At 43.4% G+C, this 20,124-nt stretch carries 11 protein-coding genes and 2 pseudogenes; 2 read left to right on the plus strand and 11 right to left on the minus strand.

Annotated elements, in window-relative coordinates; all coding sequences use genetic code 11:
• Nucleotides 1–384: 384 nt before the first annotated feature.
• The 6 genes from QUB51_RS27990 to QUB51_RS30515 form a co-directional block, all read right to left on the minus strand.
• A complete protein-coding gene (locus tag QUB51_RS27990) occupies nt 385–2,292 on the minus strand; it encodes a PAS domain S-box protein (RefSeq protein WP_333264190.1) in 1,908 nt (635 codons plus the stop codon).
• Nucleotides 2,293–4,233: a response regulator gene (locus QUB51_RS27995; protein WP_333264188.1), complete on the minus strand. Its 1,941-nt coding sequence runs from the start codon at nt 4,231–4,233 to the stop codon at nt 2,293–2,295. It lies immediately after the preceding gene.
• 296 nt (nt 4,234–4,529) lie between these two features.
• Nucleotides 4,530–7,688 carry a PAS domain S-box protein gene (locus QUB51_RS28000; RefSeq protein WP_333180434.1) on the minus strand — a complete coding sequence of 1,053 codons (3,159 nt, stop codon included), beginning with the start codon at nt 7,686–7,688 and terminating at the stop codon, nt 4,530–4,532.
• Entirely contained in the window at nt 7,685–8,083 is a 399-nt protein-coding gene (locus tag QUB51_RS28005; protein ID WP_333056990.1) for a response regulator, read from the minus strand. Before QUB51_RS28005 ends, QUB51_RS28000 begins: the two co-directional genes overlap by 4 nt.
• Before the next feature lie 60 nt (nt 8,084–8,143).
• Complete coding sequence (locus tag QUB51_RS28010) at nt 8,144–10,687, minus strand: CBS domain-containing protein (RefSeq protein ID WP_333180435.1); 2,544 nt, start codon at nt 10,685–10,687, stop codon at nt 8,144–8,146.
• A gap of 158 nt (nt 10,688–10,845) precedes the next feature.
• The gene (locus QUB51_RS30515) at nt 10,846–11,022 is read right to left on the minus strand and encodes an ATP-binding protein (protein WP_445251591.1); all 177 of its coding nucleotides are present in this window, start codon (nt 11,020–11,022) and stop codon (nt 10,846–10,848) included.
• Nucleotides 11,023–12,756: 1,734 nt separating this feature from the next.
• Between QUB51_RS30515 and sds the strand changes: the two genes are divergently transcribed.
• On the plus strand, nt 12,757–13,728 hold the full coding sequence (gene sds, locus QUB51_RS28015) for a solanesyl diphosphate synthase (RefSeq protein WP_333211994.1): 972 nt from the start codon (nt 12,757–12,759) through the stop codon (nt 13,726–13,728).
• Nucleotides 13,729–13,825: 97 nt separating this feature from the next.
• Here the strand turns inward: sds and QUB51_RS28020 are convergent, their stop codons facing one another.
• On the minus strand, nt 13,826–14,290 hold the full coding sequence (locus QUB51_RS28020; protein WP_333056987.1) for a hypothetical protein: 465 nt from the start codon (nt 14,288–14,290) through the stop codon (nt 13,826–13,828).
• Nucleotides 14,291–14,462: 172 nt separating this feature from the next.
• On the opposite strand from QUB51_RS28020, the pseudogene QUB51_RS28025 reads away from it, so the two are divergent.
• Nucleotides 14,463–15,046: pseudogene (locus QUB51_RS28025) on the plus strand (IS1 family transposase); the annotation flags it as partial.
• 25 nt (nt 15,047–15,071) lie between these two features.
• On the opposite strand, the gene QUB51_RS28030 reads toward QUB51_RS28025, so the two are convergent.
• The 4 genes and pseudogenes from QUB51_RS28030 to QUB51_RS28045 all read right to left on the minus strand — a co-directional run bounded on the left by QUB51_RS28030 (nt 15,072) and on the right by QUB51_RS28045 (nt 20,012).
• Nucleotides 15,072–15,215 carry a hypothetical protein gene (locus tag QUB51_RS28030; RefSeq protein ID WP_333056986.1) on the minus strand — a complete coding sequence of 48 codons (144 nt, stop codon included), beginning with the start codon at nt 15,213–15,215 and terminating at the stop codon, nt 15,072–15,074.
• Between the two features lie 534 nt (nt 15,216–15,749).
• On the minus strand, nt 15,750–16,955 hold the full coding sequence (locus tag QUB51_RS28035) for a 4-hydroxy-3-methylbut-2-enyl diphosphate reductase (protein ID WP_333056984.1): 1,206 nt from the start codon (nt 16,953–16,955) through the stop codon (nt 15,750–15,752).
• Between the two features lie 124 nt (nt 16,956–17,079).
• Nucleotides 17,080–18,351, minus strand: a pseudogene (locus tag QUB51_RS28040) (RNA-guided endonuclease InsQ/TnpB family protein).
• A 242-nt stretch (nt 18,352–18,593) separates the two neighbouring features.
• Nucleotides 18,594–20,012, minus strand: coding sequence for an ammonium transporter (locus QUB51_RS28045; RefSeq protein WP_333056983.1), 1,419 nt, complete (start codon nt 20,010–20,012; stop codon nt 18,594–18,596).
• Nucleotides 20,013–20,124: the final 112 nt, after the last annotated feature.

Below are 20,124 nucleotides of genomic sequence, written 5' to 3' on the forward strand. Positions count from 1 at the left end.
AAATCTAAAATCTAAAATCTAAAATCTAAAATCTAAAATCTAAAATCTAAAATCTAAAATCTAAAATCTAAAATCTACAATCTACAATCTAAAATCTAAAATCTAAAATCTAAAATCTAAAATCTAAAATCTAAAATCTACAATCTACAATCTACAATCTACAATCTACAATCTAAAATCTAAAATCTACAATCTACAATCTACAATCTACAATCTACAATCTACAATCTACAATCTAAAACCTAAAATCTACAATCTACAATCTAAAACCTAAAACCTAAAATCTACAATCTACAATCTACAATCTAAAACCTAAAATCTGCAATCTAAAACCTAAAACCTAAAATCTAAAATCTAAAATCTAAAATCTAAAATCGATTGACTTTACTTTGATATAGGAATAGAAAAATAAAAAGTCGAGCCTCGATTGGGTTCTGATTCTACCCACAGGCTGCCGCCATGCCGCTCGACAATTCTTTGACAAATCGCTAAACCGATACCAGTTCCCGAATACTGTTTTTGGGTGTGCAAGCGCTGAAAAATCTGAAAAATTCGCGGATGATACTGTGAGGCAATCCCAATACCATTATCCTCCACTGAAAACACCCAGCTATCCCCCTGATGCGAAGCGTCCACCTGCACCACCGGCGCCTCACTGCTGCGGTACTTAATGGCGTTACCAATTAAATTTTGAAACAGTTGCAGCAGTTGAAAAGAGTCAGCTTTTACCCTTGGCAAATTCCCCTTAGTAACTGAAGCTTGATTCTCGCGGATGGCCAAATGCAAATTAGCACAAGCATCCTCAAAAACCTGATTGCAATCTATGAGCTCAAAAGGTTTCTGACTGCGACCTACCCGCGAATACTCCAGCAAGTCATCAATGAGCGCCTGCATCCGATCGCAAGAATGAACAATATTGCGGATAAATTTATTCCCTTGGGCATCAAGTTGGTTGGGAAAGCGTTTTTCTAATAGTTGAGCGTAGCCAGCAATCGTTCTCAAAGGCGCTTGCAAATCATGAGAAGCCACATAAGCAAACTGTTCTAGTTCGGCATTAGAACGAGTTAATTCTTGAGCGTAGCGGGTTTGAGCGTCTAAACTCGCTTGCAGCATTTCTTGTACCAGCTTGCGTTCAGAAATATCCTCGATCGCACAAATCAAATACTGCAGCGTCCCCTTGACATCGCGCATTGCCGACACAGTAACATTTGCCCAGCGCACTGCCTCATCTTTGCATAGCAAACGCTTTTCCACAGAAAAAGTTTGAATCTTCCCAGATAACAGCGAACCCAGGTATTCTCTGTCCGCTTCTCTGTCATCTGGGTGAGTAATTGCCTCCCAATTTTGCTGTAACAATTCAGATTGTGCATAGCGGACAATTTGACAAAAGCCAGGATTTACCCGCATAAATTTACCGCAAAGCGCTGTTTTAGCTATGCCGACCGCAGCTTGCTCGAATATCGCGCGGAAGCGTTCTTCGCTGTCTCGTAGGGCAATTTCTGCTCGTTTACGCTCGGTAATGTTACGAAATGTTACTGCCAGACCATCGTTTAATTTGACCGCCACAATGTGCAGCCAAACAATTGTATCTCCCTCCTGTTCATAATAAAATTCTTGGTCTACAGTTTCTCCTGTTTCTACTACAGAAACATACAAATCAAATAACCTGTTATTGCTAACTTGGGAAACTTTGGCTAACAAATTCTTGCCAACTATCTCATTTAATAGCAGACCATAAAATTTTTCAGCAGCAGGGTTAATCAACAGCCACTGGAAATCTACAATATTTCCCTCACTGTTGCGGACTGCAGAATAAGCCACCACACAGTCTAAGGAACTATTTAATATGCTAGCCAGCAGCGACTGCGACTGTTGCAGTTGATAATTTTGTTCTTTTAATTGCTGTTGCAGCTTTTGCAAGCGGACTTGCTTGTCGATGCGCGCTAAAACTTCTTCTACTTGAAATGGTTTCGTAATATAGTCGGCGCCTCCTACTCGAAAAGCTTGTAATTTATCGTTCATTTCATCTAATACGCTTAAAAAAATTACCGGAATTTGTTCAGTTTCAGGTGTCGCTTTCAGTCTCCGACAAACTTCATAACCGCTCATTTCCGGCATTCTAATGTCGAGCAAAATTAAATCCGGGCGATGGGCGATCGCCACATTCAACGCCAGTTGACCGGAAATAGCTCGGTAAACTTGATAGCCCTGGGATGTTAGCAGTTTGGATAAGAACCGCAGATTGCTTGGTTGGTCATCAACCACCAATACTTTAATTTCGCTATTATCCATTTATTTTAAACTCGATCGAGTTAAATCCATTATCCTGTCGAGTCGGTAATCGGCAAGCAAATCTTTTAAAGCCTCAGCTAAAGTTGGATGACTTTCCCAGATGCGATCGACAAGTTGAATCGCCAGCTCTTCATTAACATCATTAGCTGCGTCATGGAGTTCCTTCACCCAGCTTTGAGGCATTTGAGCCAGCAGCCCTCCGAAAAATGAATCGGGTTTTTCGTTCACACAATAACGCCGTAAAGCCCCGACAGGGAGTCGGGGCAACTCTTGATAAAGATAGCGCACTCCCAAGTAGCAAGCCATCTTATCAAAAAGGATTTGTTCTTGAAAAGGTTTCCGCACAAAATCGTCGCAACCTGCGGCGATAATTTCGCCTTTTTTTTCCTCAAAAGTGCTAGCAGTCAGAGCAATAATTACAGTTCGCCACTGAGTTTGTTTCTCTTTGGCTCTAATTTGTCGGACAGCTTCAAAACCGTCCATTACTGGCATTCGCGTATCCAGCCAAATTAAATGAGGCTGCCAACTTTCCCAAAGTTCAACCGCTTGGTAGCCATTTTCCGCTTCTCGGACTTCAAAACCAATTGGTTGCAACATTTTAACCAGCAGCAGCCGATTTTCTTGATTGTCGTCAACTGCTAAAATCCGATAAATCGGTTGATCTGCTTCTAGTCCGATCGCACGCTGGAATGTCGCCACTGTTATTTCCGACGAAATAGCGGCAAATACTCGGATATTAAATTTAAAACTGGTTCCCTCACCTAAAACACTTTTCACCCAAATATCCCCCCCCATTATTTGCACGTATTTTTTAGTAATTGTCAAACCCAATCCCGTACCATCAGCCGCTTTTCTCCCCGCTTGTGTTTGCACAAAAGCATCAAATAAAGTATCAATTTCTGCTGCTGCTATGCCAATTCCAGTGTCTTCAACTTCAAACAAAATTAACAATGGATCGACGAAGGTATAGTTAAGATGACTTTCCGATTCTGCCGACTGTGGCTGGTTGCTTTCCACGCTCACGCGCAGCCAAATACGGCCCCCGTCGTGAGTGAATTTCATGGCATTTGCCAGCAGGTTAATTAAGCAAACGCGCAGCTTTTTTTCGTCAGTTTTTATATATTGGGGAACATTAGCCTCGACGGAAAATCTCAGTTGCATTTTTTTTGTTTCAGCTTTAATTTGAAACATTTCTTCGAGAGTGTCGAGGAGTTGATAAAGGTCAAAGCTGCGTTGATCTAAGCCAATTATCCCTGCTTCTATTTTCGACAAGTCTAAAACATCGTTAATTAGTTCCAGCAAATGTTGACCGCTGCGGTTAATAATTCGGAGATTTTCGAGATTTTCGTGGCCCAGCAAAGAGTCGCGGCTCATGACTTGGGTAAAACCCAGGATGGCGTTCAGGGGAGTCCGCAATTCGTGGCTCATGTTGGCAACGAATTGACTTTTTGCTAGCGATGCAGCGGCCGCTGCTTCTTCGGCTTTTTTGCGTTCTATTATTTCTTCTTGCAGTTCTTTATTGCGATCGAGCAATTGTTTTTTCAATCTCTGGATAGTCAGTTGGTGTTCGATTCGCGCTAAAACTTCTGCTACATGAAACGGTTTTGTGACATAATCAACCCCTCCCACTTGAAAGGCGGTTAGTTTGTCCAATACTTCATCTAAAGCGCTGATAAAAATCACAGGAATTTCGGATGTCTTCGGATCTTCCTTGAGCTGGGTGCAGACTTCGTAGCCGTCCATTTCCGGCATTTTGATGTCGAGCAAAATCAAATCGGGACAACCAGAGCGCGCGGCCCTGATTGCCATTTTGCCGTTAATTACGCCGCGGACTTTGTAGCCCCTATCGGACAGCGTTGCTGATAAAACTTGCAAATTTTCTGGAGTATCGTCAACAATTAATATGTTGCCTTTATTTTCTTCTATTTGATTTTTGATCATCGATCGCTATTTTTTGTTAATTTAAAATTTGTGGGAATTATCAATAGTGGTTAAATAGTCATTATAGCACTCCCTCCTCAATCAACTCCTTTTATATTTACAGAACTTATCCTAGTTAAGATTTGAGATTAGATATTGGAGATTAAAGAATTGGGAAGGACTGATGATTGGCAGGGTGTGGAGCTTGGCTACAAGTAAATTAGTCGATCGCCCGCAGGCGAGTTTACAAATAGGCGATCGACCTACACAATCAATAATCCTGAACCTGCCACTATTATCCCTTCTTCTTTCATCCTTCAACAATTTCTAAACTCCTCAATCAAATCGATAATCCGATCGCACCGGAAGTTATTCGCCAAATCGGCGATCGCGTTGCCGAAACTAGCATTAATAGGAGGAATCGACAACAACAGCCGAAAAATCTCCTCGTTATCAACCGCATCCGCCGCAGAATACAATTCATCAACCCATTCCGCAGGCATAGCTTCCAAAAATGAAGTATTCAGCGTAAAAGCCAAATCAGCCGTTTCACTTACCCTGGAAACCTCGCCGGACACCGCAGCATCAGAACTTAGCGAAGCTTCTCGATCGTAAACATAGCGGACTCCCAGATACTTAGCCATCTTTTCCAGAATCACTTGCTCCCGAAAAGGCTTCGCTACAAAATCATCGCAACCAGCAGACAAAATCAGCGATCGCTCCTCATCAAAAGCACTTGCAGTCAGAGCAATAATCACCGTTGCTTGACCTTTCAAATGCGCTTTAATCTGTTTAGTAGCTTCGTAACCGTCCATCACCGGCATCCGCATATCCATCCAAATCAAATGAGGTTCCCAACTCGACCACATTTCCACAGCTTGAACCCCATTTTCAGCTTCCTGCACCGCAAAGCCAAGGGATGTCAGCATTCTAACCAACAGCAAGCGGCTTTCCAGGCGATCGTCAACAGCTAAAATCCGGTATTCTGGCTGTCCGGGTTCCAGGCCCACCACTCGGCGAGCTGTTTGAGCCACCTGAATTTCCACTGCATTAGGGAGCGAAACTTTAACATCAAATCTAAAAATGCTGCCGCGACCGAGGGTGCTTGTTACCGTCATCTTCCCTCCCATTAACTTAACGAACTGCTGGCTGATTGGCAAGCCCAAACCGGTTCCTTCTTGAGCTTTTTTCCCGCTCTCTGTTTGCGCGAAAGGTTTAAACAAATTCTCCATTTCTTCCGCCGAAATTCCAGCACCAGTGTCTTCCACTTCAAATAGCAAACAGCAACTGTCAATTGGTTGAATCTCTCCCTCGTTTTTAGTTTTTAACAACTCATGTTTGATTCTCAAGTTGACACCACCTTCTGCCGTGAACTTAATAGCATTTCCCACTACATTTATCAAGACTTGTCGCAACTTGCTTTCGTCAGTTTCTATATATTGAGGGAGAGCTGGTGAACAATCAAAAATTAACTGCAACCCTTTTTTTTCGGCTTGCAGCTTCAGCATATTTTCAGTATTTTTTAGCATTTTGTGTAAGTCGAAGGTGCTATTATTAAGTGTCACCAGCCCGACTTCAATTTTTGACATTTGCAGAATATTGTTAATCAGAACAAGCAAATGTTCCCCGCTCTGGGTAATAATTCCTAAGTATTGCTGTTGGTCTGCATCGAGGTCTGGGTCGCGGGCAAGCAGTTGGCTGAAACCGAGAATTGCGTTGAGGGGAGTTCGCAATTCGTGGCTCATATTCGAGAGAAATTCGCTTTTTGCCCTGTTCGCTCTGTCGGCTTCTTCTTTGGCTTTTTGCAGGACTATTTCAGCTTGTTTGCGTTCGGTAATATCGCTAGCAGTGCCTGTTGTGCCGATGATGTTGCCTTCAGCGTCCATGCGCGCGATCGCCTTGGTATTTACATCAATCTTTCTACCGTCTTTTCCTAATACTATATTTTCGTACTGAAACACAGTTTTTCCCGTCAGCAAGCGCTGCTGAAGTTCCCATTTCCAGTCTATTTCTCCGGGAGCCAAGAAATCGCTAAAAGAACAGCCGAGCATTTCTTCAGGCTCGTAACCGTATATTTGTTTAACTGCTTGGTTGACAAAAGTAATGTGTCCTTGAGCATTGCAAGACCAGATAATATCTTGGGAAGTCTCAACTAAATGACGGTATTTTTCTTCGCTCTCTGCAAGGGCTATTTCTGCTAGCTTGCGTGGAGTAATGTCCATCAAAGTTGTGAATAGTTTTGTCACTTGCCCTTGTTGGTTGACAACTACTTCTCCTCTGGCTTCGATGTAGCGGATGAAGCCGGCTTCACTTATTTGTGACGGAGAATTATCCGCAACAATTTTCTGTTCCGGGCGCAGAATTCGATATTCCAAAGTGTAAGATTGCCCGCTAGCAATAGCAGTGTCGATCGTTGTTTGCCACTTTTGTCGATCGTCGGGATGCACGTATTGCAAAAACTCAGTTAGTGTTGGCGCAGGCTCGGTTGGAGCGATCCCAAAAATCCGAGATAATTCTTCCGACCAAGTAGTTGTGTTGGCCGATAAATCGCATTCCCAATTACCGACACGGGCGATTCTTTGCGCTGCTGCTAAAGAAGCCGCTATAGCTCGGAGTTTTTCTTCCGCTAATTTGCGATCGCTAATATCTTGAATCACAGAAATTACGCAGGTTTCCCCATGAATTTCAATGATTTCTGCTGACAGCAGCCCCGTTCTAACTTCCCCTGTTTTAGTGCGAAAATTAAATTCGTAATTCAGAATAATTTGTTTTTCATCTAACAGTTTAAACAACTCGGCGCGGGCTTGTATATTTTCCCAAAGATTCAACTCAAGCGCCGTGCGATCGATAATTTCTGCAGCAGAATAACCAATAGTCTGACAAAAAGCCTCATTAATTTCTAAATAACGACCGTCATTAAATCTGGTAATAGTAATCGGGTTGGGAGAAGAACGAAAAGCTTTAGCAAACTTTTCCTCAGACAAGCGCAGTTGTGCAGTCCGCTCCTCGACTAAAGTTTCCAGTTCTTGATTTAGCTTTTGGAGCTGAGCATTTTGTTGCGCTAATTGCTTCTCCCTAAAATAGCTGTTAATCGCTTCTTTTACCGTCAACTTCAAATCTTCCGACTGCCAAGGTTTCGATATGTATCGGTACAATTTAGCATATTTAATAGTATTCGCCACGGCTTCTAAGTCTGCTTGCCCCGTCAGCATAATTTTGATAGTCTTTGGCAAAATTCGGTGAATCTGCTTCAGCAATTCGTCCCCTTTGATATTCGGCATCAGATAGTCGGAAATTACTGCTACTATTTCGCAGCCCTCTGCCAGTAATTCCTCGATTAACTCTAAAGCATCTTCGCCACCTTCAGCGGTTTCTAATAAGTGTTCTTCCCCCAGGGTTTTTTTTAACTCAATTTTCAAACTTTCCAGAATTATCGGTTCGTCATCCACACAAATAATCACAGGTTTATTGTTCATATTTTTGTCAAACCAGATTTTATAGTTTCTACTAATTCTTGGCGCTCCCACGGCTTGTACAAACAACGGTGCAAGTTTGCTTGCTCTTTCACCCGTGATATTGCTACTTCGTCTGCTTGCCCGGTCAGCATAACTTTCACAATTTTAGGATATTTTTGGTGAACCATAATCAAAAAATCATCTCCTTTAATCCCTGGCATTAACCAGTCAGATACTATGACTAAAATATCACTTTCATCTTCTTTTTGAATTTCCTCCATAATTTCCAGAGCTTCATCTGCATTTTCTGCTACTTCATAGAGGTAAGCATCCCCAAATTCTTTTTTAAGTTGAATTTTCAAACTATTTAAGACCACAACTTCATCGTCAACGCACAAAATTACTGGTTTAGACATAAAACTTTACTTATATTAAAATTGTAAAATTGGGTAATTTCCCGGTTTTTTTTATTGCTATCAAGGGATTCCTATGGGCAAGGATATAGTAAATTTTGTTTGACCAGGCACGCTTTCTACTTGCAGTCCACCTTGATGTTTCTCCAGAATTTTTTGAACTATATCTAATCCCAACCCACTGCCTTCCCCTGGAGGTTTAGTTGTAAAAAACGGCTCAAAAATTCTCGGCATAATTTCTGGGGGAATGCCGGGGCCACTGTCGGTAATACTGACTGATATTGCATTCGCTTGGTGTTTGACATCAATTTTTAACACGCCTTTGTTACCCATCGCTTGTAAAGCATTGTGAACTAAATTTGTCCAAACTTGACTGAGTTCATCAGGATAGCATAGCACAGAGGGCAAATTAGTACCATAGTTTCTGACTACTTCCACACCGTGTTTGATTTGGTACTGGTAAAGCGTTAAAACAGTATCAATACCGTCGGTAATATTAGCGATTACTTTAGAACCCGACTGGTCGTAACGAGAGTAGCTTTTCAAAGCAAAAACGATTTTAGCTGCCCTATCCGTGGCAGTAGCAATATTTTTGGTACTTTTTAGTACCGTAGCAAATTGGTAGGCGATTTGTACAATGTTTCGACTTTGGCTGTCTTTCAACAAAGGTAAAAAAGGTTCTAAATTATTGCCGATACCGATATCTAATAAAGTACAGGCAAGACTAGCGGCGTCGTCAATGTTTTCTGATTCTAATTTACCCTGCAAAAGTTTTTTTAACTGACGTTTTTCTTTACTAGATAATGTATCTGTTTCTTGGCTGGACTTGTGTAGTAAAGCAAAGAAATCCTGTCGCCTTTCCGGGGATAGTTGTTGAAAAAATATCGGCAACTGCTGCAACTGTTCCGTCCAGAAGTCGGCGATGTTCTGCACAGAAGAGCGAATCGCCCCTAAAGGAGAATTGATTTCATGAGCAACTCCGGCAATTAACTGTCCGAGGGCTGCCATTTTTTCTGATTGAATAAGTTCTTTTTGAGTCCGCTTCAGTTCTTCTAAGGTATGAGATAACTCTGCATTTTTTTGGCACAGCGCTGACTCTGCTATTTTGCGGGCGTTAATGTTGCGGGCAACCCAAATAACTGCATCTTTTGAGAACAGAGAAATGCAGGCAGAAAACCAAATTGCGCGATCGCAAAATGTTAAGCTGTAGTCAAAATTGATAGGTTGTTGTGTTTCTAAGACTTGCTGGACTAAGACCCACCAATCATCCGGGTTGTCATCGTCAAGAAAATGTTCTATAGTCAAGCTGACTATATCGAAATCAGACTCAGAAATCGCTGCCACATTCGTTGGCAAAATTTCAATGTTCCGCTGACTATCTAGCACGAGAACGATGTCTGTCATCGCTTCAAAAACGGCGCGTACTTTCCTTTCAGAAAAGTGCAATTTTTCTTCGAGCAATTTTCTACCGCTAATTTGTTGCTGCAATTCTTCGTTACTGGCTGCTAGTTGAACTGTGCGATCTAGAACCCGCTGTTCGAGTTCGGTGTTGAGGCGGCGAACTTCAGATTCAGCGGTGGTGCGGTCTTGTATTTCCTTTTTTAACTGACTGTTGGCATTAATTAATTCTAAAGTTCGCTGTTTGATTTGTTCTTCCAAATTATCATTTAAGAGTCGCAATTTTTCCTCGACTTCAGTTCTCCGCAACGCTTCTTTTTGCAATTCTTCGTTCATTTTGTTCAACTCCTGAATTTTGTCGGCGACTGTTTCCTGCAAAAGCTCGACATTTGCGTGCATTTCTACCGGATCTAAGGCCTGCAGCAGGCTAATTTCAGTCACAATTCCGGCTAAATATCCTTCCTCGTCCACCACCACCAAGCGCCGGATGCCGTGCTGCTGCATTAACTGGTGAGCCTGCCACAAGGTGGCTTTTACCTGCAACGGTATCAGCGGAAAACTCATCGCGGCGGTGACGGGAGTACGTGCGAAATCTAGCCCCGAAGCTTGGAATTTAACAATATCGCGTTCTGTAATTATGCCCACAGGTTTCTGATTTTTGTTGTCGCTGTCAGTGCAAATGACTATGCAGCTTTTTCGCTGGGTTCTCATCTGTTTTACGACTTCTAAAACTGAAGCGCTGCTTGAGGTAACTATTACTTGTGTGGTCATAATTTCTTCGGCGCGCCACATTTTTAGCAAGTCGGCCGGTTTGAGGATTTGACGGATGCTTTCGCAGGTGATAGCGCCTAGTAACTTGCCACCTTCGTCTAGGAGGGGTAAATGACGGATTCTTTTCGATCGCAATATGCTCAATACTTTGAAGATATTTCCCCCTTGATCGAGGTTCAGGGCGATCGGGTTTTCAGTCATCACCTCAGAAATTGCCACCCCTGCTAGCGGTATTTCGCTAGCAGTTATTTTCACAACATCACGTTCTGTAAAAATTCCGAGCAATTTCTGCTCAAACGCGATTAAAATACAACTGGCACTCGCCTGAGTCATGGCAGCAATTGCGACTTTCAAGGGTGTGTCTGGAGGCAGCACCGGCGGTTTGGGGTCGATCGCCTGTTCTAGCAAGCTTTGAGTATCAGAAACTGTTGGTGACATGGGCAAATCAAGGGGGATAGATGCAGGGGAAACCGCCACTTAATACCATTTTAGATTTCAGATTTTACAGTCGCGGTATCCTCACAGCAATAGAGAATTGACATCGGTCTAAAGTTGCATTTTAGTCCCGCATTGGTATGATTTTTAGTGCGATCGCGCTAAACGGCGATATGAATTGGCACGATACACGTCCTTTGGCCGATAACTGATGTTACTTCTATTTTAGCCAAATGTTTTTCCACACTTTTTTTAACAATCTCCAGTCCCAACCCGCTGCCTTCGTCGGCGGGTTTTGTGGTAAACAACGGGTCACATATTCGTGGCAAAATTACCAAGTAATTCAGTTGCCACTGACGAGCGCCGGCTCTGATTTTCTTCTCTCACCTCTAATTTTAAAATTAGGCAATTATCTATCGCTTGTAAACCATTGTGCATCAGATTTATCGAAAATTGTTTTAGTTCGTCTGGATTACACAACTATTTAGGCAGTGTAGCTTAAGATTCTCTGACAATTTCTACTCGGTGTTGTAGTCTTTTAATCAAAAATTAATGAATTTTTAAGGGGTTATTAATAGTAGCAATTACTTTTCTACCATACAGTTATATCGAGAATATTTTTGAAATTAAAAATTACTTTTGTGGCTCTCTGTGTACCAGATGATCTTCTTGGCAAGCTGTGAATAAATGGCAGAGACTATCTGACTGACTCAGCAAGTTAAGCTAATCCGCATTTAAATTGCATAGTAAAATAAATTTTTCCTCTTGTGGGGAGTAGGGGTTGGGCATCCTGCCCGCCCTCAACATACAAATTAAATGCACAACAGCTTAAGCACCCTTTGATGAAATATGTAATTGCAGTGCAAATTTATGGATTCCTTATGTTGAGCAAGCCGGATGCTCGATTCAGAAATTTCGTGTTTTATTTTTGTAAGTTCTTGTCCTGAAAAATAGGAATATTGCGAGTTTTTCCTCATAGCAGACAACTTCAAAATCAGCGTTTTTGACAAAAAATTAATAGCTTTCTCGGAACATTGGCAGAGTTTCCCTGACATGAAACTTGTCGTGAGCGATACAAGCTGCTACTTATAATATCCTGCCTCAGAGGCTGTTGGCATTGAACATCGATAACTGTAGCTATGTGTTGCAGGAACTAGCAGCCCAGAAAATCAGGGTGTCCGCAATTGTAAATAATAACCCTGCCTTTGCGCGCAAGCATTCAAGGCAGGGTTATTATTGAGTATTCCGAATTCTCAAGGGTGAAGCGAGGGCGCTGCTGCCGACTTCGGCTGCCCAGCAGTGCACTACTCGCCCAATCGAGTTATTTTAGCGCTGCGTTGGGCCAACATCAGCACTACATAAATAGTCATTACATAGCCGGCGGCCAGAATGGGAATAATTAGAGGAATATCGCGATAAATCATAATTAGAACCAAAAGTCAAGGACGAGGAGGAGCAGGACAAGTTCAAGACCTACTACATTAAGTCAGCACGCAAGACCATGCCTTGGTTCTGAAGGCTGTTTTTCCATATCAAGCCTGCGGGAACATTTAGGCGTTCCCGGTCATCAACAATGATTTACTGCTTTACAGATGCTTAAACAGCCTAAAACCATCCACTTTAGCTGCTTTGAGCTACCGTGCACATAAGATGCGCTACTCTTAACTTCTGAAAACTTTTAGCCGCGAGGAACTAAAAATCTGTACCAGAAATTTTGGCTGCGATCGACTAACAAGGCTGGCTCTACGAAACTTTTACAGGCACCTAATAGCTACCTGCCCGTCTGGCTGTACTTAATGTATAGAATTGTTTAAATCCTTAATACCCATAATAACACAGGGTTTCTGGGATTTAGAGAATTTTTGGCAAGGTCCTTAACAATTCGATACAATAGGGGCAACCCCTCTGGCAGCCGGCTACTCGCCTCTGGCAGACGGGTGACTCCCATCGGGTGGTAGATGACAAATAACTGCAGATATCCTAGATTTTTCTTTTCTATTGCAGAGAATTACCTTAAAATAAAGATATGATATGTAAAATTTTGTTACTTTACGGCTTGAGTCGGCGTATCCATGATCTCTAGCACTCTCCTATTTTCCTCGGTTGAAGAAGACCTGCGACTGTTGACAGAAAACTTAAAACAGTTAGTGGGTGCCCGTCATCCCATCTTGTACGCGGCTGCAGAATACTTATTCGGCACAAAGGGAAAACGAGTGAGACCCGCGATCGTTCTGTTGATGGCCAAGGCGACTATGCCCGATCGGGAAATCACAGAAAAACACCGCCGCCTCGCTGAAATCACGGAAATGATCCACACAGCTAGTCTCGTGCACGACGACGTGGTGGACGAGTCGGATCTGCGGCGAGGAGTGCCGACGGTTCACAGTCGGTTTAACAACCGAGTGGCAGTATTGGCGGGAGACTTTCTGTTTGCTCAATCTTCCTGGCATTTGGCAAATCTCGACAACCTGCCAGTAGTCAAACTGCTTTCAGAAGTGATTATGGATTTAGCTGAGGGGGAAATTCAACAGGGACTAAATGGATTTGACACCAGCTTGTCGATCGAAGCGTACCTCGAAAAAAGTTATTACAAAACAGCGTCTTTAATTGCCAACAGTTCCAAAGCAGCGGGCTGTTTGAGCGAGGTTTCAGCGTCCATAGCAGACGATTTGTACAACTACGGGCGAAACATTGGTTTGGCATTCCAAATAGTAGATGATATATTAGATTTCACCGCTTCAACGGAAACTTTGGGGAAACCTGCAGGCTCGGATCTCAGAAGCGGTAATCTGACAGCACCCGCACTATTTGCCCTAGAAGAAAAACCTTACTTGGAAGTTCTCATAGAACGGGAATTTGCCCAAGAAGGAGATTTAGAGCAGGCCCTGGCACTGGTAGAAGATTCTAGAGGCATAGAGCGATCGCGAGAACTAGCCACAAACCACGCACAGAAAGCAGTCGAATACTTAGCTGCGCTGCCCCATTCAGAGTCCCGCCAAGCTTTGATTGATTTGGCTGAATACGTTTTGAGTAGACTTTATTAGAGGTTAAAAAGTTACACTTTATTGGTAATGGGGAATTGGTAATGGGGAATTCCCAATGCCTAATGCCCTGTTACCAATTAATAGAAAATTGATTTGTTTAGGCAAGATCCGGCGGTGGAGCCGATCGATACTGTTGCAAGTAAACGTTAATTAAACTCTGTACTTGCTCGCGAGGGATTTCCGTCCCGACTTCCTGATTTCCGGGACTTTCAAAAAAAACAATGCTGTCAAGACCTTCGAGAGCTATCATCTGAAATAAAATGTGAGTGACAGGCAAAAGCACCGGTCTGAGGCGATCGCCCCCAGCAGCCGCAGCCTGCGACGCATCTTTAATACTGCTCCAAGCATAAATCACCCTCTTCTCCCGTCCCGGTTGCTTGAGATTGCTCAAAACCACGATCGCCCAACTTTGGTCTACCGCTTGCAGGATCGAGTATTCAAGGTGCTGTAGCTGTTGGGCAATTAACACCAGGGCCGGGGCGATCGCCTTTAAGATTTGTGGCGTCGAACCGTCGGGCGGAGCTTTTTCGATCAATGCTTGAATCTGTTGGTCTAAATCCATCAGTCAGTTCTTTGATATCTAAAATTAAAAATTTCAGGTTAGCAGGTTCGCATCCAAGTATATATTACCCCTTGGAGTTTAGCTAGTCAGACGGGAATCCCCACACGCTTGTCGCTTCGATTAGTGTGGGATGACTCGTCGCGTGAATCGAGGATTCCACATTTTCATGGTAATTAGCTCAGCAACAAAAGATTTAATCGATCAACTTCTTTTGGAGAATATTTCTTTGGCTGGTATAGCTAGAAGCACGGGTGTTTCTCAAAAATGGTTACAGGATTACGTAAATAATAAATATGCCTCACTCGAACGCAGAGTAAAGGTTAAACCTAAAAAAAGTCAGATTGAATGTTGAATGTGATGAACTGTGCCCATTTGTAGATTACCAAGAAAATAAGCAATGGGTGTGGCGCCGCAATGGATAGAGAGACCAGAGAAATTATTGGTCTTTATATTGGTGATCGTAGCGAAGAAGGAGCCAAACAATTATGGAATTCTCTACCTTCTGTATATCGACAATGTGCTGTTTGCTATACAGATTTTTGGGCTGCATATGCTTGTATTTTTCCTTCGCTACGCCCTCAGCCAGTTGGGAAAGACAGTGGAAAAACTAATCACATTGAAAGATTTAATAATACTTTGCGCCAACGTGTTTTTCGGATCGTAAGAAAAACTCTTTCATTTTCTAAAAAGTTAGAAAACCATATTGGTGCTATTTGGTATTTTATCCATCATTACAACTATGTTTTGAGCCAATAAATATCTAATCACTACATATTTATTACTACCCCGCAGCTAAACAGTTGCCATCAATGATTCTGATTTGATAATTAGCTAGTAACTTTGGTGGACTATCTCCCAGAAATTGCATCACATCAGTCATAGAGGCAGCAGTTTCTCCTAAATACTGCAAGATGGGGTGAGCCAATAGCTTGTATGCTAGTCCTACAAGGTTTCAACCATTATACCGATACCCGCAAATCGAAGAGAACGGCAACAGTCGCCGATCTAAGTTTATTCGTAAGGTTGCCAAGCTTGTCGCCAGCGACCGTTGCCGTTCAAGATTCACCAAGAATGCCTGAATAAAGAACACCTTGACAGGGCTACCCCGCTTTAGCCTATTGGTTGCCACCCGGTAAACTAGGGGATATGCTTTCACTCCTGCACTTGGAGGGAAGGACTTACCGCATGGCGGTTCACCTTCAAATGTAACCAGTTGTCACCAGTCTCATCAACTGGGCTAACCGTCTCGCAAGCTTTTTAACTTACTTTAGGTTAAACGAATCGCACACTCCGATCGGTACCGGGTTGTTGACTGCTTACTTGAGGCATGACCGGACTTCAAATGAAGTTTTTTACGTGGGAGTAGCGGGTGTGAATCCGGTAGGGAAGTGGGCTTCCCATACTAAACAACCTTATCAGGTCGCACTCGGCTAAACGAATCGCACCCGAAACAATATAATTACACAATCGCAGCCGCTTTCATCGCGAAAATGCGATCGATCGCATCTTCAACAACCTTATCAGGCGTAGAAGCACCCGAAGTCACGCCCACTACAATTTTACCATCCGGTAGCCAACCTTCAGTTACGACCAAATCTCCCCCCAAAGGCTTGTGTTCGATCCGATTTCCCGGTAAAATGCGCTCCGCACAATCAATGTGAAAAGAAGGAACAGTTTTGTCGATCGCAATTTCCTGTAAATGCGTAGTATTAGAAGAATTAAAACCCCCAATCACCAGCATCAAATCCAACTTTTCCTCAACCAAACTCAACATAGCATCTTGCCGTTCCTGAGTCGCATCGCAGATAGTATTAAAACTCAGAAAATGCTCGCTCAAATTCTCCGGTCCGAACTTCCGCATCATTGTTTTTTCAAACAACTTGCCAATATTCTCTGTCTCAGTTTTGAGCATAGTAGTTTGGTTAGCAATTCCTACCCTTTCTAAATCCAGATCCGGGTCAAAACCAGCAGAATAAGCCTTACTAAACTTAGTAAGAAACTCAGCGCGATCGCCCCCATGCAAGATATAATTGCTGACATATTCAGCTTCTTGCCAATTCAGCACAATCAAATACTTATCAGCAAAAGAACTCGTAGCAACAGTTTCCTCATGCTTATACTGACCGTGAATAATCGAAGTGTAATCCTTTTTTTTGTGCTTTTCAACAGTATTCCAAACCTTAGAAACCCAAGGACAAGTAGTATCAACAATCTTGCAGCCATTATCATTAAGCAACTGCATTTCTTGGACACTGGCTCCAAAAGCAGGTAAAATTACCACATCGCCCCTATCGACAACCGAAAAATCTTTCTGCCCGTTCTCAACAGCAATAAAACCAACTTCCATCTCCCGGAGATGCTGATTGACAGACGGATTATGAATAATCTCATTAGTAATCCAAATCCGTTCGGTTGGGAAATGCTGGCGAGTCTCGTAAGCAATAGCTACAGCGCGTTCCACCCCCCAGCAAAAGCCAAAAGCCTCAGCTAGCCGGATCGTGACTGCCCCACGTTCCAGTCTGTAATTATTGTCGCGAATTTGCTGGATCAGACTGCTTTGATAAGCCGTCTGCATTACCCCAGCTACCTCAGCTTCGTGTCCGAAACCCTTGCGGTGGTAGTTTTCCGACTGTTGGAGCGATCGTTTAAAAGCTTTAGTATCCATGTGGTATTGAGTTGAAATCTAGGTTAATTACCTTTGATTTTAGAATGCCTGGGGTGCGATCGGACTTATTGGCTCAGTAGCAGACAGGGGATATGCTATTTATAGCTGGTAAAAGTATAGTCATTTATTGCATGACATGGGAGGCGCTAAGCCCCTCCCCTTTCACTTTTACTTTGAGCGGATCGACCCGCGCAAGGCTCGAACTACGCAGCTCCCTATCCCATTGCGGAACGCATTTGGGATTGCTTTTCTGAGAATATTGTACGCTGCATTCACATCGGAATTAATTAGCTGACCACTCGACGTTTTGTACAAACCCCGCTTAATCCGTTTACCAGTAAACACAGGCTCTTTTTCTGTTTTTCCATAAACAGGAATTGGGTCTAAACCTAAAAAACTGGATCGGGATGTGTAGGATTCTTCCTGCACAATTACTGTGATTCCCGCCAACCGAGCTTTGTACTCCAACATTTCAATTAATCGAGAGTGAGGAATACTAACAAAGTTTTGATTGGTTTGCTTCCCTAACTCGATTTCTGTTTTCCACTGCGCGTTCTTGCCAATTACTAGCGTCCCAATCTGCTTGGTTAGCAAAAGGTTAATAATTAGACGGCTAGCATGATGCAAGTAATTATCAACTTTTTGATGGCGACAGCGAGTTAAGCGCGCTCATGCGGGGCGAAGTTTTGCGATTCCCTTTTAACTGGGATTGCAATCGTGCTTTCCGCTTATTGTAAAACTGGTTAATCGATTTCAATGGTCGCCCGTTAATCAACAAAGGGATAAATCCCGGCTGATTTGAAGTTAACGCCACTAAATTATCCAGTCCCAAATCAATACTAGCTACAGAGTTGGCATTGCCAAGGGTGGACTCCGCTTCATCATAAATCACCTCAATTACATAGGAATCACATTTCGGAACCAGTCTAACTTGACAAATCTGGTTGGGATTGAGTTGGGTTTTAATTGAAAGTTCAGTGCCGGAAAGTTTAATGATTCCTTTCTTCAACTGTTTGCTGCTAATTGCTTGAATCGTGTAGACGAGAAGGTTTCGCCCTTTAGTCTTATCTTTGTACTTTGGCAATTTTGGGCTACCCGTGAATCTTGAAGAGTCAGCTTTGTAAGCTTTAACGGCTTCAAAAAACGATTTCCAATTCTTGTCTAGCACCATCAAGATTTGCTGACTTACTTTAGCAGGCAAAGCCTTGTAGGCTTCATGAGACTTCATCAATCGGTTCATTTCGTTATAACTGACATAACCCCATCCATAAATAAAGCTCTGACGAATGACGTAATTGGCGGCATTGTAGAGGTTTTTGGACTTGAAAGCTAGTTCGTCTATTTGGGCGAAACGGTGTTCCGTCGATTTAATGATGTGCCTCTGTGTTAGTTGCATTTGAGACTTGCGTTTTTTGGGCTATGCGTATTCCTTGTTCAACACTCACAACAATAGAATACCATTATTGTTTATAATTGCTTATAAACTCAATGAAGTTTTACAATACGATCGACACATTGAATTGAGAGCCAAGAAAGAATGAACGCGCCTTCGCGACTCGTTAAAAAAAACTTAAAAAAAAGCGTAGAGACCCAGATACCTGCATCTCTACACGATCAAACTTATTCAAATAATCAGCTTCAAATCTTCTTCGGCGCAAAAGGAGAACTCGATTCAAACGAACTGAAACCGCCGCCAAAATCCTCACCGTAAGCTTCTTCCCCGTGCAAGTCAATATCCAAACCTTTGTCTTCAGCAGATGACGGCACTCGCAGTTCCATAAACTGTTCCAAAATTTTCAGGATCACAAAAGTGCCGACACCCGCAAACACGTAAGTAGCTAGAACGCCTATCAACTGGGTGCCGATTTGCCCCGGATTCCCGGCAAACAGCCCGTCATTTCCGGCAAAGTTAACCGCTTTAGTGGCAAATACGCCCGTCAGAATAACGCCCACAGTTCCGCCGACGCCGTGAAGCGGGTAGGTATCCAAAGAGTCATCAAATCCAAGCTTAGCGCGCCAGCTAATGGCAAAGAAGCAACAAACCGAAGTGATCGATCCGATCAAAAGCGCTCCTACTGGCAGCACGAATCCAGCGGCAGGTGTGATGCCGACCAATCCCGCGAGGAAACCGCTAGCAATTCCCACTGCTGTCGGTTTGCCTCTGAGCACCCATTCGACAATTGTCCAAGTTAAACCGCCGACTGCTGCAGAAATCATGGTGGTGACAAAAGCCACTGTTGCTAAAGAACCAGCTCCCAAAGCGCTACCGCCGTTGAAGCCAAACCAGCCAAACCACAGCATCCCAATTCCCAACAAGACGTAGGGTACGTTGTGGGGGGTGTGGGGTTTCTTCAAGTGGTCTTTGCGGGGCCCGATTACCCAAGCTGCGACAACTGCTGAAACACCGCAACTGATGTGCACGACTGTGCCGCCGGCAAAGTCTAAAACTCCGATCGCCTCCAGCCAGCCTCTACCCCAAACCCAGTGAGCTAAAGGAGAGTAGATAAAGGTAGACCACAGCAGCACGAACCAGAAATAGGTTTTAAATGTTACCCGTTCGACGATCGCCCCGGAAATCAAGGCTGGAGTTATGATGGCGAACATCATCTGGTACACCATGAAGACTTGGTGGGGTATTCTCGGTGCATAGCCGATCGGATCTGGTGTGTCCGCCGTGACGTTGTTCAAGAACATCCAGTCGAAGCCGCCGATGAAGCTTTCGATCCCTTGCCCAAACCCTTTAGGATTTAGGTTGCTGGCGGTGACATCAAAGGCCAAACTGTAGCCCCACAGCGTCCATGTGACGCCGATCAGTCCCATCATGATTAAGCTCATCATCATGGTGTTGAGGACGTTGCGCGATCGCACCAGTCCCCCGTAGAAAAACGCCAGCCCTGGTGTCATCAGCAATACCAGTGCTGAGGAAACCAACATCCAGGCCGTATCGCCGGTGTCGATCGGATTTGGCACCACCGCAGCAGTACCAGCAGCATCTTGAGCTAAGGCATTGTCCGTTAGCGGCACGCTTAACAGCAACAGCGCGATGATGCCGATCATTAAACTTTTTTTGATCACGTTAGTTGTTGTACCTTCTCATAGCTGGTAAAAGTATAGTCATTTATAGACATGGGAGGCTTCAAGTCCCTCCCCTTTCACTTTTACTTTGAGC

This window comes from Microcoleus sp. AT8-A3 (assembly GCF_036705675.1).
GTDB lineage: Bacteria > Cyanobacteriota > Cyanobacteriia > Cyanobacteriales > Microcoleaceae > Microcoleus.